13 protein-coding genes are annotated in these 16,071 nt (G+C 63.1%); 5 read left to right on the top strand and 8 right to left on the bottom strand.

What is annotated here, in order from left to right; all coding sequences use genetic code 11:
* Positions 1–151: 151 nt before the first annotated feature.
* From YH64_RS02615 to dnaA, 4 genes are all read right to left on the bottom strand, one after another.
* Positions 152–2,152: a WG repeat-containing protein gene (locus tag YH64_RS02615; protein ID WP_046804039.1), complete on the bottom strand. Its 2,001-nt coding sequence runs from the start codon at positions 2,150–2,152 to the stop codon at positions 152–154.
* A 104-nt stretch (positions 2,153–2,256) separates the two neighbouring features.
* On the bottom strand, positions 2,257–4,704 hold the full coding sequence (gene gyrB / locus YH64_RS02610; RefSeq protein WP_046804040.1) for a DNA topoisomerase (ATP-hydrolyzing) subunit B: 2,448 nt from the start codon (positions 4,702–4,704) through the stop codon (positions 2,257–2,259).
* Positions 4,705–4,801: 97 nt separating this feature from the next.
* On the bottom strand, positions 4,802–5,911 hold the full coding sequence (dnaN, locus tag YH64_RS02605) for a DNA polymerase III subunit beta (protein ID WP_006227714.1): 1,110 nt from the start codon (positions 5,909–5,911) through the stop codon (positions 4,802–4,804).
* A 2-nt stretch (positions 5,912–5,913) separates the two neighbouring features.
* Positions 5,914–7,371, bottom strand: a complete 1,458-nt coding sequence (gene dnaA / locus YH64_RS02600; RefSeq protein WP_104142377.1) for a chromosomal replication initiator protein DnaA — start codon at positions 7,369–7,371, stop codon at positions 5,914–5,916.
* 405 nt (positions 7,372–7,776) lie between these two features.
* Here dnaA and rpmH point away from each other — a divergent pair, with 405 nt between their 5' ends.
* The 5 genes from rpmH to YH64_RS02575 all read left to right on the top strand — a co-directional run bounded on the left by rpmH (position 7,777) and on the right by YH64_RS02575 (position 12,128).
* On the top strand, positions 7,777–7,911 hold the full coding sequence (gene rpmH, locus YH64_RS02595) for a 50S ribosomal protein L34 (protein ID WP_003816025.1): 135 nt from the start codon (positions 7,777–7,779) through the stop codon (positions 7,909–7,911).
* Between the two features lie 115 nt (positions 7,912–8,026).
* The gene (locus YH64_RS02590; RefSeq protein WP_046806088.1) at positions 8,027–8,398 is read left to right on the top strand and encodes a ribonuclease P protein component; all 372 of its coding nucleotides are present in this window, start codon (positions 8,027–8,029) and stop codon (positions 8,396–8,398) included.
* Positions 8,398–8,670: a membrane protein insertion efficiency factor YidD gene (yidD, locus tag YH64_RS02585; RefSeq protein ID WP_082134561.1), complete on the top strand. Its 273-nt coding sequence runs from the start codon at positions 8,398–8,400 to the stop codon at positions 8,668–8,670. The genes YH64_RS02590 and yidD overlap by 1 nt, the downstream gene beginning before the upstream one ends.
* Before the next feature lie 48 nt (positions 8,671–8,718).
* A complete protein-coding gene (gene yidC / locus YH64_RS02580) occupies positions 8,719–10,398 on the top strand; it encodes a membrane protein insertase YidC (RefSeq protein ID WP_046806087.1) in 1,680 nt (559 codons plus the stop codon).
* A 284-nt stretch (positions 10,399–10,682) separates the two neighbouring features.
* On the top strand, positions 10,683–12,128 hold the full coding sequence (locus tag YH64_RS02575) for a catalase (RefSeq protein ID WP_046806086.1): 1,446 nt from the start codon (positions 10,683–10,685) through the stop codon (positions 12,126–12,128).
* Between the two features lie 115 nt (positions 12,129–12,243).
* Here YH64_RS02575 and YH64_RS02570 read toward each other — a convergent pair whose 3' ends face one another.
* From YH64_RS02570 to YH64_RS02555, 4 genes are read right to left on the bottom strand one after another with little or no spacing between them, the layout of a single operon-like run.
* On the bottom strand, positions 12,244–13,122 hold the full coding sequence (locus YH64_RS02570) for an ABC transporter permease (RefSeq protein ID WP_046806085.1): 879 nt from the start codon (positions 13,120–13,122) through the stop codon (positions 12,244–12,246).
* Positions 13,123–13,136: 14 nt separating this feature from the next.
* Positions 13,137–13,973 (bottom strand): ABC transporter ATP-binding protein, encoded by an 837-nt coding sequence (locus YH64_RS02565; protein ID WP_046806084.1) that lies wholly within the window; start codon positions 13,971–13,973, stop codon positions 13,137–13,139.
* A 1-nt stretch (position 13,974) separates the two neighbouring features.
* Positions 13,975–15,012, bottom strand: coding sequence for an ABC transporter substrate-binding protein (locus tag YH64_RS02560; protein ID WP_370512720.1), 1,038 nt, complete (start codon positions 15,010–15,012; stop codon positions 13,975–13,977).
* A gap of 51 nt (positions 15,013–15,063) precedes the next feature.
* Complete coding sequence (locus tag YH64_RS02555) at positions 15,064–15,972, bottom strand: TauD/TfdA family dioxygenase (protein WP_046806082.1); 909 nt, start codon at positions 15,970–15,972, stop codon at positions 15,064–15,066.
* Positions 15,973–16,071: the final 99 nt, after the last annotated feature.

Here is a 16,071-nt window from a genome sequence, read left to right as displayed (position 1 = left end):
GCGGCTAGCGGCGTGCGGCTAGCAGCGCGCGGCCAGCGGCGTGCGGCTAGCAGCGTGCGGCGTGCGGCCACTAGCGGCGTGCAGCGTGCGGCATGCGGCCGCGTGCGGCTGCATGGGGGACGCGCGGGGACGCGCGGTGGGCGGCTGAGTGCTACCGCGGCGCTGCTTGGACTCGACCGTCCGCGTGCAGATAACGCATCGTACCGTCGGCATGCATGGCAGGCACGGCCTGACCCTGGCTCCAGCATTGCGCAATCGCGGATGGCACGCCATGCACGCCGTCCCCCGTATGCAGGGCCGCCGGCACGCCGATCCACGCATACACCGGTTCATGCAGCCACGCACCGTTCGCGTCGGCGATGCCGATGTGCAGGCCATCCGGGCTGTGCTCGCTGGCGAGTTCGTTGGCGTGTTCGCAGGTGTGTTCCGGCGCTACGGCGCACAGCCAGCCGTAGCTGCCGTTCCACATCAGGCCGAACAGCATCTGCTGCGTGCAGGGCAGTGTCTCGCGCCGCTCGGCCGTGTCGTAAACGCCCTGGAACCATTCATTCCATTCGCCGTGATCCACGCACTGCAGCACGCGTACATAGCGGCCGACCTGGCCTGCGGGGGGTGGCGTGATGTCGGCGGGGTCGGGCGCGGGCAGCCAGATGATGTCGGCCAGATCGGTATACGCCACGGGAACGACGACATCGCCCTGGCCGTCCACGACGCCGCGACGATCGTCATGGGTCAGGACGCGTATGCGCATCTTGCCGCTTATCCACAAGCCGGCAGGATCGGACTCCGAATCCACGGGCGCCAACCCGGCGTACTGGGCGTCGAGCACCAGGCCGCCTTGGGCGTCGATCAGACCGCACAGGTCGCCGCGTTGCATCACGTAGGCGTGCAGCGCGTCGTCCCAGTTGATGTCGTCCCACACGGGCGGGCTGGCCCAGGCCCCGCGCCGGTCGATCAGGCCCCAGCATTCGGCTTGAAAGGCGGGCGCCAGCCCCCCTGGGGAAAAGTCGCCGGCTGATTCGAAAGCGGCGGGTATCGCCCACGCCCCCGACCTATCCACAAAGCCGATCTGCTCGCCTATCCGCGCCATCGCCAAGCCCTGTGAATAACTCCATACCTCGTCCAGCTGGCACGGCATCAACAGGCGGCCGCTAGTGTCGATCAGACCCAGCTTGTCGTCCTTGAGAACGGCGGCAACGCCGTCTTCAAAACGCCAGATGGAATCGAATTGCGGTGGCACCACCACGCGCCCGTTCTCGCCGCGTCCTTCACGCACGCCCCATAAGTTGTCCACAGCAAAGCGATGCAGGCCATCGCCAAGGTGGGTGTCATGCCGCTTGGCCGGGGAGCCATTGACGGCCCCTTTGTCGTTGTTGTTGTTGTCGTTGTCGTTGTCGTTGTCGTTATCGTTGTCGTTGTCGTTGTCGTTGGGATCGTGTGCGTCACTAGCGCTGGCTTCATCGTCGCCGTCGTCCGCGCCCTCGTCCTCGTCCTCGTCCTCATCGAAATCTTCATAGCGCACCCGCCGGGCGGGCTCTTGCAGGTCAAAGTAGGGATGCGCCAAGCCGCCCAAGCCGACACGCCAGGCCCATCCGGATTCATCGTCGGCGCCCGTTACGCCCAGCAAGCGCAACACTGCCGCGATATCGTCCGCCCGCATGCCGTCCTGCAAAGCCTGCCAACGATCCGCGCACACCGTCCGCGCGTGCGCCAGGTACGCATCCGCGCCATCCGCATGCAGCCATGCCAGCTCATCAAGATTGGCGCTTATCCACAAGCCGGCCACGTCGCCTGGCGCGGCCCCGGCAGCCCGGACCGCCTTGGCAAGCCGCGCATCGATCCGTTCGACCAGGTACGCCACCGCCGCATCCAGCTGCACACAATGGGGCGCATCGCCGCTTGCCGCGTGGCCCCGCACGAAGTCCGCCACCAGGCGCAAGCGATCAAGCCCGGCCTGCGCGGGGGCCGCCAACGCCGCCGTGCCCGCATCGCCAAACACGCGCTGGGACGCATCGGCGGCCCGCAAGGTGCCCTCGGCCAGCAACACCTGCCACAAGGTCGGCAGACTGCCGTTGGCACCGGCAAGCGCTTCTGATGACACCGTGCGACCATCCCGGTCCGCCTGCAACGACAACCACGCGCGATTACCCATACCTGCATCCTTCAAGCACATCGGCCGCGCACCGTCCGCGCGCGACCCGTCAAAAAGAAAGGCCAGCCCTTTCAGGCTGGCCTTGGACTGCCGCTGGCAAACGCTTACGCGTCGATGTTGCCTGCCGACAGCGCATTGCGTTCGATGAACGCCCGGCGCGGTTCCACGTCGTCGCCCATCAGGGTCGTGAAGACCTCGTCCGCCGCGATGGCGTCTTCGATCTGCACGCGCAACAGGCGGCGCACCTTCGGATCCATCGTGGTTTCCCACAGCTGTTCCGGGTTCATTTCGCCCAGACCCTTGTAGCGCTGCTTCGAGATGCTGCGGTCGGCTTCGCTGCGCAGCCATTGCATGGCTTCGCGGAAGTCAGACACGGTCTGTTCCTTGCGCTTGTCGCCTTCACCGCGCGCGGCCAGCGAACGCGAACCGACCTTGCCCAGGAAGCTCTTGGCGGCCTTGGACAGGATGGCGTAGTCCGAGCCGTTGATGAAGTCGGCGTCGATGATGCTGACGCGCACGTTGCCGTGGTGCATGCGCTGCACCGACAGGCGATGGCGTTCGGTGGCTTCGTCAAATTGCGGCACCACTTCCACGCCGTTGCCGCTGACCGGGTCGCGCATGGCGTCGGCCAGGCGCTTGGCGGAATCGGCGGTGGATTCGGCCGTTTCCAGGTTGATCTCCACGCCTTCGGCCATGGCCGACAGCGCGCCCACGTCGAACACCTTCGACAAACGTGCGATAACGCCGTCGGCCGCCACGTACTGGCTGGCCAGGTCGGTGAGCTCGTCGCCACGGATGATGTTGCCGCCCGAGATGATCTCCGCATCCTTCAACGCCAGTTGCAGCATGAACTGCGCTTCTTCCTGGTCGTCCTTCAGATAGCGTTCTTCGCGGCCAACCTTCACCTTGTACAGCGGCGGTTGGGCGATATACACATAGCCGCGCTGCACCAGCTCGGGCATCTGGCGATACAGCAGCGTCAGCAGCAGGGTGCGGATGTGCGCGCCGTCAACGTCCGCGTCAGTCATGATGATGAGGCGGTGGTAGCGCAGCTTTTCCACGTTGAAATCGGGGCCAATGCTGGTGCCCAGCGCCGTGATCAGCGTCGCGATCTGTTCGCTGGCGATCAGGCGGTCAAAGCGCGCCTTTTCCACGTTCAGCACCTTGCCGCGCAGCGGCAGGATGGCCTGGAACTTGCGGTCGCGGCCTTGCTTGGCCGAGCCGCCTGCGGAGTCACCCTCGACGATGTACAGCTCGCACAGCGCCGGATCTTTTTCCTGGCAGTCCGCCAGCTTGCCGGGCAGGCCCGCGCCTTCCAGCACGCTCTTGCGACGCGTCATTTCGCGCGCCTTGCGCGCGGCTTCACGCGCGCGGGCGGCTTCGACGATCTTGTTGCACAGCGCCTTGGCGTCGTTCGGGTTTTCAAGCAGCCAGGATTCCAGCGTACGGGCCACGGCTTCTTCAACGGCCGGACGCACTTCGCTGGAGACCAGCTTGTCCTTGGTCTGGCTGCTGAACTTGGGCTCGGGCACCTTCACCGACAGCACGCAGGCCAGGCCTTCGCGCATGTCGTCGCCGGACGTTTCAACCTTGGCTTTCTTGGCCAGTTCGTTGTCGGCAATGTACTTGTTGATGATGCGGGTCATTGCCGCGCGCAGGCCGGTCAGGTGCGAGCCGCCGTCGCGCTGCGGGATGTTGTTGGTGAAGCACAGCACGCTTTCGCTGTAGCTGTCGTTCCACTGCATCGCCACTTCCACGCCCACCGACACGCCGCCGGCGGCCGACTCGGTGCTGACCGAAAACACGTTCGGGTGCAGCACGGTCTTGGCGCGGTTGATGTATTCAACAAAGCCCTTCACGCCGCCCGAGAACGCAAAGTTCTCTTCCTTGCCCTGACGCTGATCCACCAGGCGGATCTTCACGCCGTTGTTCAGGAACGAGAGCTCGCGCAGGCGCTTGGAAAGGATCTCGTAGTGGTATTCGATGTTGTTGAAGATGACCGGGTCGGCCAGGAAGCGCACTTCCGTGCCGCGCATGTCCGTCGTGCCCGTCACGGCCAGGGGCGCGACCCGCGCGCCTTGGCGGAATTCCATCTGGTGGACCTGGCCGTTGCGGCGGATGGTCAGGCGCAGCCACTCGGACAGAGCGTTCACGCAAGACACGCCCACGCCGTGCAGGCCGCCGGACACCTTGTACGAGTTCTGGTCGAACTTGCCGCCGGCGTGCAGCTCGGTCATGACGATTTCGGCCGCGCTGCGGTGGAATTCGTCGTCCTTGTGGATGTCCGTCGGGATGCCGCGGCCGTTGTCCGTGACCGAGATCGAGTTGTCGGTGTGGATCGTGACGACGATGTCGTCGCAATGGCCGGCCAGGGCTTCGTCGATGGCGTTGTCCACCACCTCGAACACCATATGGTGCAGGCCGGTGCCGTCGGACGTGTCGCCGATATACATGCCGGGGCGCTTGCGCACGGCCTCCAGCCCCTTGAGCATCTTGATCGAGTCAGCGCCGTAGCCGCTGGTCTCGGGAGTGGTGTTCTGCTGATCTGACATGTCTGGTTCGATAACGCTTTAAAGAACGGCCTGGCGGCCGGACCGCCCGCGAGCCCTCAGGCCCGCAAGCGGCACAAACCCACAAGAGGGGTGCGGATCAAATCCGCATGGGCATGACGACGTACTTGAACTGGTCGTCTTCGGGCAGGGTGATGAGCGCCGATGCATTGGCATCGGGCATGACCGACCACTGGATGTTGTCGACTTTCACGTTGGCCAGCACATCAAGCAAATAGCCCACGTTAAAGCCCACGTCCAATGCTTCATGGCCGTAGTCGATGTCGATTTCTTCCTGCGCTTCTTCCTGCTCGGCGTTGGAAGACGAGATCTTCATCTGGTTCTGCGCAAGTTGCAGGCGCACGCCCTTGAACTTGTCGGTGGTCAGGATGGCGGCACGCTGCAGGCTGCCCTGAAGCGCTTCGCGGCCCACCATGAAGTGGCGCGTGTAGTTCGTGGGAATCACACGCGTGAAATCGGGGAACTTGCCTTCGACCAGCTTGGACACCAGTTCCACGTCGCCGAAGCGAAAGCGGATCTGGCCCGGCGCCACATCAATGGAGACCACTTCGTCGGAGTCTTCCAGCAGGCGCTGCATTTCCAGCACGGTCTTGCGCGGCACGATCACTTCGTGGCGTTCGGCGATGCCATCGGCTTCCGTCGAGCAATGCGCCAGACGGTGACCATCGGTGGCGACGGCGCGCACACGACCCGGTTCAAACACCAGCAGCATGCCGTTCAGGTAGTAACGGATGTCTTGTTGCGCCATGGCAAAGTGCACCATGTTGAACAGATGGCGCAGCGTGCGTTGCGGCATCGTCAGCGAGACGTCCCATTGCTCGGGCTGAGCCACGGTGGGGAACTCGCTGGCGGCCAGCGTCTGCAGCGCGAAGCGGCTCTTGGCCGACTGCACCGACAGCTTGTTGCTGGCCAGCGCCAGGCGCACGTCGCCGGTATCCGGCAGCGCTTTCAGGATGTCGAGCAACTTGCGCGCGGCAACCGTGGTGGACTCGTTGTCCTGGCCCACGCCGAAGTCGGCGTGCGTGGTGATCTGTACTTCCAGGTCGGTCGCAATGAAGGCAACCTTGTTGCCTTCCTTGCGCATCAGGATGTTCGCAAGAATGGGCAGGGTATGGCGTCTTTCGACGATGCCCGCCACAGTCGACAGCGGTTTCAGCAATGCATCGCGTGTGGTTTGTACGAGTTGCATGTTCATCCTTTTAGAGTTTGTTCCAACACGTGCAGGGTATGGTTGAGCTCCGCTTGTTTTGCGCGGGCGTCGGAAATCTTGCGTACGGCATGCAGTACGGTGGTGTGATCGCGCCCCCCGAACAGATCACCGATTTCCGGCAGGCTTTTCTGCGTCAGCTCCTTGGCCAGGTACATCGCAACCTGACGCGGCAAGGCGATATTGGCGGGCCGGCGTTTCGAGTACATGTCCGCGACCTTGATCTTGTAGAAATCCGCCACCGTCTTCTGGATGTTTTCCACCGTGATCTGGCCGTTGGACACGGACAGCAGGTCCTTCAGGGCTTCCTTGCAGACATCCACCGTCAGCACGTCGCGGCCGTGGAAGCGGGCGTAGGCCAGAACCTTGCGCAGCGCGCCTTCCAGCTCGCGCACGTTGCTGCGCAGATGCTTGGCAATGAAGAACGCCACTTCCTCGGGCATGGGCACGCCTTCGGACTCGGCCTTGCGCAGCAGAATCGCCACGCGCATTTCCAGCTCCGGCGGCTCGATCGCCACCGTCAGGCCGGAGTCAAAGCGCGAGATCAGGCGGCTGTCGATGCCCGACAGTTCCTTGGGGTACGTATCGCTGGTGATGATGATCTGCTTGCGCTGCGCGACCATTGCTTCGAACGCGTAGAAGAATTCTTCCTGCGTGCGGTTCTTGCCGGAGAAGAACTGGATGTCATCGATCAGCAGCAAGTCCAGCGAATGGTAGTAGCGCTTGAAGTCATCGAACGCCTTGCGCTGGTACGCCTTCACCACGTCGGACACGTATTGGTCGGCATGCACATAGCGCACCCGCACGCCGGTACCGGCAGCGACCATCGCGTTGCCGATGGCGTGGATCAAGTGCGTCTTGCCCAGGCCCACGCCGCCATACAGGAACAGCGGGTTATAGGACGTGCCGGGGTTCTCGGCCACCTGCAACGCCGCGGCGCGCGCGAGCTGGTTCGCCTTACCCGTCACGAAGTTCTCGAACGTGAGATCCGTATTCAGGCGCGAACGCTCGTACACGATGTTGGCCGCGTCGGCGTTGACCGCTTGCGCAGCCACCGTGGTGGCGGGGGGGGGAGGGGCGGCCGTAGCCGGGGCCTGCATGGGCGGCGCGCCGCCCGCGGGCTGTGCAGCGGACAGGTGCGATTGGTCGGGCTGCGGTGCACGCACGGGCGCGACCGGCATGCGCGGGGCGGCTCCATGAGAAGGCAACTCGAACAAGACCTGTACCGGTCGCTTGAACCACTCCGCGGCCAACGCTTCGATCTGGTGGGAAAAATTCTTGCGCACCCAATCCAGCTTGAAGCGGTTGGGCGCGGCAACGCGCAGCACCGCCTGCGTTTCGTCGTACGCAAGCGGGACCAGCGGTCGTATCCACGCGCTGATTTGTTGGGGGGGGAGTTCCTGCTCAAGACGACTGACGCAGGTCTGCCAGAATTCTTTCATGTCGCTCTTATTCAAACCTCGATTCTACCTTGCCTGGGCTGGGGTTATCCACAGGGTAGGACATAAGCGTCTACACTGCCCTGGCTTAACTGTTTGACAAGACAGGGAAAACTTGCTGAAATGGTGGGCTTTTCCGAATTCTGTCTGTCAGAAGGTTTCACAGAGAGCTTAGCCGGAGTTGTGGCAAGTACCCTCCTTTCATAGGTTTGGGCGCTTACTGCACTGTCCGGTTTTTAGCTTTGCTGAATAGGTCGCCTGGGGAGAAATCCCTTGTCCAGAGCCCCGTCTATGCGTTGTTTTTTGCACATGTTGCAAAAATGCTCACTAGATACCCGCTTCTGAATCCGCGACCTGGAACCCTCCGGGCAGGTCCCTTCTGACTTTTGTTCTTTTTGTGGATCGTCCATGAAACGTACCTACCAACCTTCCGTCACCCGCCGCAAGCGCACCCATGGCTTTCGCGTGCGCATGAAAACCCGCGCTGGCCGCGCCATCCTGAACGCCCGCCGCGCCAAGGGCCGCAAGCGTCTGGCTGTCTAAGTTCTGGTTTTCCGGTTCCTTTCCGGAAAAACCTGACTATTTGCACGGACCGGCCATATTGCAAGACCTCTCGCAATCTCGTTCTGGTTCCGCGCAAACGCCTGACCCGCAGTCCATGCCGCGCTCCACGCTTCCCCCGGAGGCGCGGCTGCATCGCCCCTCCGAGTTCGCCGCTGCCCTGAAAGGCCGGCGTCTTGCTCGAGGGGCGTTATTCATTGTGACTTCGGCTCCCAATGATCTGCCCCCCGGCCAGGATGCCTGTGCACGACTGGGGCTGATCATCGCCAAGCGCTTCGCCGCCCACGCCAGTACGCGCAACGCCATCAAGCGGGTCATCCGCGAAGCGTTCCGCCACCGGCGTCTGGCGTTGCCGGCCAAGGACTACGTCGTGCGTTTGCATAGCAAAGTCGCGCCCACTTCGCTTACCTCGCTAAAACGCTTGGTCAGAGCCGAAGTGGACGCTCACTTTGAGCGGATCCTGCGATGATTTTCAAAGCACTGCTCATTCTTCCGATCCGGTTCTACAGGTTCTTCCTGAGTCCCTGGATCGGCAGGCAGTGCCGCTTTACCCCCACTTGCTCGGCGTACGCGATTGAAGCAATCGAACGCCATGGCGCCTGGCGCGGCTTTTGGTTGGCGGTCCGGCGCATAGGCCGTTGCCATCCGTGGTCGCCCGGCGGCTGGGATCCGGTTCCGCAATCCAAGGGAACCAATGGCCCCCCGTGCTGCTCCCACAGCCACCGCACCGAGCACGATTGACGCTAAACTGGCGGGCTTTGCTGGCCCGTATTCACTTCAGTAGGCACCATGGATATCCGACGAACCGTCCTCTGGATGATTTTTTCCTTTTCGCTGTTGCTCCTCTGGAACAACTGGCAAATCCATAACGGCAAGCCGTCCCTGTTCGGGGGCCCGACGCCCGCGGCCAGCACGGCTGAACCGCAGGCCGGCGCCAATAACGCCACGCCTTCGGTGCCCAGCGCCCCCACATCCACGGCCACCGCGCCGTCGGCCGTGCCCGGCGCCACCGCACCCGCTGCCGCGCGTTCGGAAGAAGTCGTCATCACTACGGACGTGCTGCGCCTGACGTTCGACACCATGGGCGCCCAGTTGGTGCGCGCCGAGCTGCTGAAGTACCCGGCAACCGGCCAGGCCGACAAGCCCACCGTGCTGCTGGACCGTTCGGCTGGCTTGAACTACGTCGTGCAGTCCGGCGTGGTCGGCGCGCCCAATGGCCAGAGCTTCCCCACGCACCAGACGCCTTTCCGCGTCACGTCCACCGAACGCCAGATGACCGGCGACAACCTGGTCGTGTCGTTCGAAGGTGAATCGGGTGGCGTGAAGGTCACCAAGACGTTCACCCTGCACAAGGGCCGCTACGACATCGACGTACGCCACGACCTGGCCAACGTCGGGTCCGCCCCCGTCACGCCCGCGCTGTACCTGCAGCTGGAACGCGACGGCAACGACCCGGCCGACACGTCCAGCTTCTATCACACGTTCACCGGTTTCGCCGTCTACTCCGAGCAGGACAAGTTCCAGAAGAGCACGTTCAGCGACATCGAGAAGAAAAAGGCCAACTACATCAAGCAGGCGGACAACGGCTGGATCGCCGTGGTGCAGCACTACTTCGCCACTGCCTGGGTGCCGCCGCAAGGCAAGCCGCGTACGAACGAACTGCTGGAAGTCCAGAAGAACCTGTACGCCGCCCGCAGCATTGAAGCCGTTGGCGAAATCGCCCCCGGTTCGGCCTCGCGCGTGGACTCGCACCTGTGGGTCGGTCCGCAAGACCAGAAAGCCATGGCGGCGCTCGCCCCCGGCCTGGAACTGGTGGTCGACTACGGTTGGCTGACCATCATCGCCAAGCCGCTGTTCACGCTGATGACCTGGCTGCACTCGTTGCTGGGCAATTGGGGCTGGACGATCGTGGCGCTGACCGTGCTGATCAAGGCCATCTTCTTCCCGCTGGCCGCCGCAAGCTACCGCTCGATGGCTCGCATGAAGCAAGTGGCTCCGCGCCTGCAAGCCCTGAAGGAAAAGTACGGCGACGACAAGCAGAAGCTGAACGCCGCCATGATGGAGATGTACCGCACCGAAAAGATCAACCCGCTGGGCGGCTGCTTGCCGATGGTGGTGCAGATCCCGGTGTTCATCTCGCTGTACTGGGTGCTGCTGGCCAGCGTAGAAATGCGCGGCGCGCCGTGGATTCTGTGGGTCCATGACCTGTCGATCCGTGACCCGTACTTCATTCTGCCCGCCATCATGATGGCCACCATGTTCCTGCAGATCAAACTGAACCCCACGCCGCCGGACCCCATCCAGGCCAAGGTCATGATGATCATGCCGCTGGTGTTTGGCGGGATGATGTTCTTCTTCCCGGCCGGCCTGGTGCTGTACTGGTGCGTGAACAACACCTTGTCGATCGCGCAGCAGTGGTCCATCACCCGCTCCATGCAGCGCAAGACCGAAGCGGCGGCAAACCGGTAAATCCGATCTGCCTGACCTATGAAGTCTCAAAAAAACCGGTCCTTGTGGCCGGTTTTTTTTATGCGCGCCGGGCGTCCCGACGCTACAGACTGTTCCTGGAGATGAGTCCATAGTCGATAGGTTTTAATAATCGACAATGCTGTTTCAATCAACTTCACAAACGCAACCTTGGCCCCTATGATGTGTCCCACATACTGCCCTGCGCCCCCGCGCCGGGCGGTATCCACAACACGGCACGGGCCCGCACCGGCTCGCGCCTCCCAGAATTACGTACGGAGTGTGCTATGACCGACAAGAAGAATCTGACCACCGCCTCAGGCGCCCCGGTGGCAGACAATAACAACACGCTCACCGCCGGCCCGCGCGGCCCCGCGCTGTTGCAGGACTTCTGGCTGATTGAGAAACTGGCCCACTTCGACCGCGAACGCATCCCCGAACGCGTGGTTCACGCCAAGGGCTCCGGCGCCTATGGCACCTTCACCGTCACGCACGACATTTCGCGCTACACGCGCGCCAGCATCTTTTCGCAGGTCGGCAAGCAAACTCCGTTGTTCCTGCGCTTTTCGACCGTGGCCGGCGAACGCGGCGCGGCGGACGCCGAACGCGACGTGCGCGGCTTTGCCATCAAGTTCTACACCGACGAAGGCAACTGGGATCTGGTTGGCAACAACACTCCGGTCTTCTTCATCCGCGACCCGCTGAAGTTTCCCGACTTTATCCACACGCAAAAGCGCGATCCCAAGACCAACCTGCGCAGCGCCACCGCCGCCTGGGATTTCTGGTCGCTCAGCCCCGAATCGCTGCACCAGGTCACCATCCTGATGAGCGACCGCGGCATTCCCGCCAACCTGCGCCAGCAGCACGGCTTTGGCTCGCACACGTTCAGCTTCGTCAACAAGGACGGCGAACGCTTCTACGTGAAGTTCCACTTCAAGTCGCAGCAGGGCGTGGTCTGTATGAGCGACGAAGAAGCCGCCCAGGTCGTTGCGCATGACCGCGAAAGCTCGCAGCGCGATCTGTTCGAGAACATCGAAAACAAGAACTTCCCGAAGTGGACGCTGAAGGTGCAGATCATGCCCGAGGCGGAAGCCGCGACGTACCACATCAACCCGTTCGACCTGACCAAGGTCTGGCCGCATGGCGACTACCCGCTGATTGAAGTGGGCGTGCTGGAACTGAACAAGAACCCCGAAAACTATTTCGCGGAAGTGGAGCAGGCCGCCTTCACGCCGGCCAACGTCGTGCCGGGCATCGATTTTTCGCCGGACAAGATGTTGCAGGGACGCCTGTTTTCCTACGGCGACACGCACCGCTACCGCTTGGGGATCAATCACCACCAGATTCCGGTGAACGCACCGCGCTGCCCGTTCCACAGCTTTCACCGCGACGGCGCGGGCCGTGTCGACGGCAACGTGGGCGGCACGCTGAACTACGAGCCCAACAGCGCCGGCGAGTGGAAGGAAACGCCGTCCGCCGGCGAACCGCCGCTGGCACTGGACGGCCAGGCCGCGGCACGTTGGAACCATCGCGTGGATGACGACTACTACTCGCAGCCGGGCAATCTGTTCCGCCTGATGACGCCGGAAAAGCAGGAGCTGCTGTTCGGCAACATCGGCCGCCACATGGCGGGCGTGCCGGAAGAAATCCAGCGCCGTCAGCTGGAACACTTCAAGAAGGCCGATCCGGCCTACGCGGCGGGCGTGGCCAAGGCGCTGGGGCTGACGCTGTAACCCTATAAGGCGATAGGGCGATAGGGCGATAGGGCGATAAGCCTGTAAGCCCGGCAAGCTGCCATCCCGTGGCACGAGAAAAAAGGGCGGTTCCACATGGAATCGCCCTTTTTATTTAACGCTGCATGCCCCAGCGCCGCACCGTCAAACGCTCCAACGTGTCGAACGCCAGGTTTTCCACAAGCAGGCCGATAACCACCACCGCGGCCAGCCCGGCGAACACGCGATCTGTGTATAACTCGTTGCGGTTCTGAAAGATGTACCAGCCCAGGCCGCCCTTGCCGCTGGACGCGCCAAAGACCAGTTCCGCGGCAATCAACGTGCGCCATGCGAATGCCCAGCCAATCTTCAGCCCGGCCAGGATCGCCGGCAGCGCAGCCGGCACCAGAATCTGCAACACATAGCGCAGCCCCGTCAGCCCGTAATTGCGGCCTGCCATGCGCAGCGTTTCGGATACGCCCAGAAAGCCGGCATACATGTTCAGCGCCAGCGCCCACAGCACGGAATGGATCAGCACGAACACCAGGCTGCCTTCGCCCAGGCCGAACCACAGCAGCGCCAGGGGCAGCAGGGCAATAGCCGGCAGCGGGTTGAACATGGCCGTCAAGGTGGAAAGCAGATCGCGGCCAAAGCGCGTCGACACGGCCAGCGTGGTCAGCACGAAGGCCAGCACCACCCCCGCCAGATAACCCTGCACCAAGACGCGCAACGACTGGCCGGCGCGCGCCAATAGCTCGCCGTTGGCAATGCCCTGGGTGAACGCCTGCGCGGTCTGCCACGCGCCGGGCAGCAGCAGGTCGTTATCGGTATAGCGCGCCGCCAGCTCCCACACGCAGGCCAGCAACACCAGGATGAACGTTTTGCGCAAGGCGGCGTGCTGCCACAGCCGCTCTTGCCAGGGCAGGGGCGTCTGGGCGGTCTGCGCGGGCAAGGGCGGCAGGTCGTATTCCACCTCGGCGCGGATCGGGGGCGTGGCGGCGTGTAGCGTATTCATCGGTCGCCCCAGCCTTAAGCCGCCGCGCGCTCGGCCACCGCAGGGGAAGCCGCCGGCGATTCGAACAACAGGTCGTGGATGCGGCGCGCGGCAGCCTGAAAGCCGGCGGAGCCCTGCGTCTGCAAGCCATAGGCATGCGCATTCAGTTCCGCCCGCACCCGACCCGGATGGGGTGACAGCAACAGCACCCGGCTGCCCAATACCAGCGCCTCTTCGATCGAATGCGTGACGAACAGCAAGGTAAAGCGCACGTCATCCCATAGCGCCATCAGTTCTTCCTGCATGCGTCGACGCGTCAGGGCGTCCAGCGCGGCAAAGGGCTCGTCCATCAGCAGTACTCGCGGTTGCATGGCCAACGCCCGTGCAATCGCCACTCGTTGCTTCATGCCGCCCGACAGCGTGTGCGGATAGGCGTCGGCAAACGCGGCCAGACCCACCTTGTCCAGATAGTGCATGGCGCGTTCATCCGCTTCGCGCCGCCCCAGCCTGCGCGACGCCACCAGCGGAAACGCCACGTTCTGACGCAAGGTTTTCCAAGGTGGCAACTGATCGAATTCCTGGAAGACGACAATGCGGTCGGGCCCGGGCCCCGTCACGGCCTGCCCATCAATCGCGATGCGGCCATCCGTGGGTGGGATGAAGCCGGCCACGGCCTTGAGCAGCGTCGATTTGCCGCAACCCGACGGCCCCAACAGAATGAATCGATCCGCTGCATGCACGTCAAAACTGACCTCGTGCGTGGCGCGCACGCGCCTTTCACGCGTCTTATATTCGATCGTCACCTTATCCACAGCCAGCAAGGGCGACGCTTTTTGAACGTTATCCACAGGGCCGGGCGCGATCGATGACATGTCAGCTTCCTTGCGCGGTCACCGCGTCGTCGAAGAAGTAGTCACGCCAGCTGGCCGGCGCGTTCTTGATGGCGCCCACCTGATGCATGAATTGCGCCAGCGCGTACGTGTTCTGCGGTTCCAGCTTGAATTGCACGTCCGGATTCTTGATGACCTTGATCAAGAACTCGCGGTCCTGTTTGGCGCCGGTCACGCGCAAATACGTGTCGGCGGCCTTCTCGGGATTGGCGGCGGCGAACGCGGCCGCTTCTTTCAATGCCGCCTGGAACGCCTTGTACGTCTTGGGGTTGTCGCGGCGGAATTTCTCGGTGGCGAACAACACGGTGGACGAACTGGGCCCGCCCAGCACGTCATAGGAATTGAGCACGATGCGCGCGTTGGGGTTTTCGGCCAGCTCTTGTTCCTGGAAGGGCGGGTTGCCGAAATGCCCGGTGATTTCGGTGCCGCCCGCAATGATGGCGGCGGCGGCATCCGGGTGCGGCAACGCCACGGAAATCTTGTCCAGCTTGTTGAATTGCGCGTCGCCCCAGAGCTTGGCCGACGCCAGCTGCAATACCCGCGACTGCACCGATACGCCCACCGCGGGCACCGCGATGCGGTCCTTGTCGGTGAAGTCGGCAATGGTTTTCACATTGGGGTTGTTGGTGACCAGGTAATAGGGAAAATTGCCCAGCGACGCCACGCCCTTCACGTTCTGCTTGCCGCGCGTGCGGTCCCAAATCGTCAGCAGCGGTCCCACGCCTGCGCCCGCGATATCCACCGCCCCGGACAACAGCGCGTCGTTCACAGCCGAGCCGCCCGACAGCTTTGCCCATTCAACCGAGATATCCACACCTTCGGCCTTGCCGTGCTTTTCGATCAGTTGCTGGTCGCGCGCCACATTCAGCAGCAGGTACACGATGCCGTATTGTTCCGCGATGCGGATGCGCCCTTCGGCCATGGCCGGCGTGGGCGAGGCCAGCGCCAACACCGCCAAGACCAACGCCAGACCCGCGCCGGTAGCGGTTTGGATCAGACGATCCCGAAGTGCAGATGACATGCGCATGGTGTTCCCTGTGGATAAGTGCTTTGTGTCGGCGCCGGCGCGTTTTCAGAACGGCACATCGCCTTCGATGGTCGTGCGGTACAGCTTTCGGCGCAGGTGGTCCGGCGTGCCGCCCGCCAGATGGATCAGCGAGCGGTTGTCCCAGAACACCAGATCGTGCGGCTGCCAACGGTGGCGATAGATGTGTTCGGGGCGCACGCTATGCGCGAACAGTTCCGCCAGCAACGCGCGGCTTTCGTCTTCGGGCAGTCCGACGATGCGCGTCGTGAATCCTTCGCTGACGAACAACGCGCGACGGCCGTTTTCGGGATGCGTGCGCACGACCGGATGCACCACCTCTTGCACCTGCGCAATCTGTTGCGCGCTGAGGTTAGGCCGCCAGTTGCCTTCTTTTTGCAGCTGCCCGTACTGCGCCAGGTACGAGTGCACGGCCCGCTTGCCGACGATGGCATTGCGCAACGCCGCGGGCAGCGTGTCATACGCCAGGTGCATGTTGGCGAACAAGGTATCGCCGCCTTCGGAGGGCAGTTCCTGCGCGTGCAGCAACGAGCCCAGGCTGGGCAATTCCTTGTATGAAATATCCGAATGCCAGTACTTGCCGGCGTCGCCCAAGCCGATGGGCTTGCCGTCTTCCACGATGTTGGACACGGTAAGGATTTCGGGATGGCCAGGCAGATGAAACTGATGCAGCACATGGATCATCAGCGGACCAAAGCGGCGGCTGAAATCGATATGCTGTTGCGGCGTGATCCGTTGGTCGCGGAACACCAACAGGTGGTGGTCCAGATGCGCCTGATGCACGCGAGAGAAGTCCGCCGTGGTCAGCGCCTGAGACAGATCCAGGCCAATGAGCTCCGCGCCGACGGGGCCGGGCAGGGGCTTGATATCAAATGACTGCGCCCGAAGGGCGGGGGCGGCGTCTACTTCGCGCCGCAGGGCGTTGCTCTGGGACATCGATCGCTCCGTGTTGCCTTGCGGCCTATCTGGAACGATCGATTATGGAAACCTCGCCTTGTATCTCAAACGAAGTTATCGGCGTTTGATCAAAGCTGC

This window comes from Achromobacter sp. LC458 (assembly GCF_001005835.2).
GTDB classification, from domain to species: Bacteria; Pseudomonadota; Gammaproteobacteria; order Burkholderiales; family Burkholderiaceae_B; genus Achromobacter; species Achromobacter spanius_B.
Note: the sequence above shows the minus strand (reverse complement) of the source record. Positions and strands in the feature narration are given on the sequence as shown.

Bases quoted from the DNA above. Each gene is read 5' to 3' on its own strand.
- YH64_RS02615 (WP_046804039.1), bottom strand. From the start codon at position 2,152: ATGGGTAATCGCGCGTGGTTGTCGTTGCAGGCGGACCGGGATGGTCGC.
- gyrB (WP_046804040.1), bottom strand. From the start codon at position 4,704: ATGTCAGATCAGCAGAACACCACTCCCGAGACCAGCGGCTACGGCGCT.
- dnaN (WP_006227714.1), bottom strand. From the start codon at position 5,911: ATGCAACTCGTACAAACCACACGCGATGCATTGCTGAAACCGCTGTCG.
- dnaA (WP_104142377.1), bottom strand. From the start codon at position 7,371: ATGAAAGAATTCTGGCAGACCTGCGTCAGTCGTCTTGAGCAGGAACTC.
- rpmH (WP_003816025.1), top strand. From the start codon at position 7,777: ATGAAACGTACCTACCAACCTTCCGTCACCCGCCGCAAGCGCACCCAT.
- YH64_RS02590 (WP_046806088.1), top strand. From the start codon at position 8,027: ATGCCGCGCTCCACGCTTCCCCCGGAGGCGCGGCTGCATCGCCCCTCC.
- yidC (WP_046806087.1), top strand. From the start codon at position 8,719: ATGGATATCCGACGAACCGTCCTCTGGATGATTTTTTCCTTTTCGCTG.
- YH64_RS02575 (WP_046806086.1), top strand. From the start codon at position 10,683: ATGACCGACAAGAAGAATCTGACCACCGCCTCAGGCGCCCCGGTGGCA.
- YH64_RS02570 (WP_046806085.1), bottom strand. From the start codon at position 13,122: ATGAATACGCTACACGCCGCCACGCCCCCGATCCGCGCCGAGGTGGAA.
- YH64_RS02565 (WP_046806084.1), bottom strand. From the start codon at position 13,973: ATGTCATCGATCGCGCCCGGCCCTGTGGATAACGTTCAAAAAGCGTCG.
- YH64_RS02560 (WP_370512720.1), bottom strand. From the start codon at position 15,012: ATGTCATCTGCACTTCGGGATCGTCTGATCCAAACCGCTACCGGCGCG.
- YH64_RS02555 (WP_046806082.1), bottom strand. From the start codon at position 15,972: ATGTCCCAGAGCAACGCCCTGCGGCGCGAAGTAGACGCCGCCCCCGCC.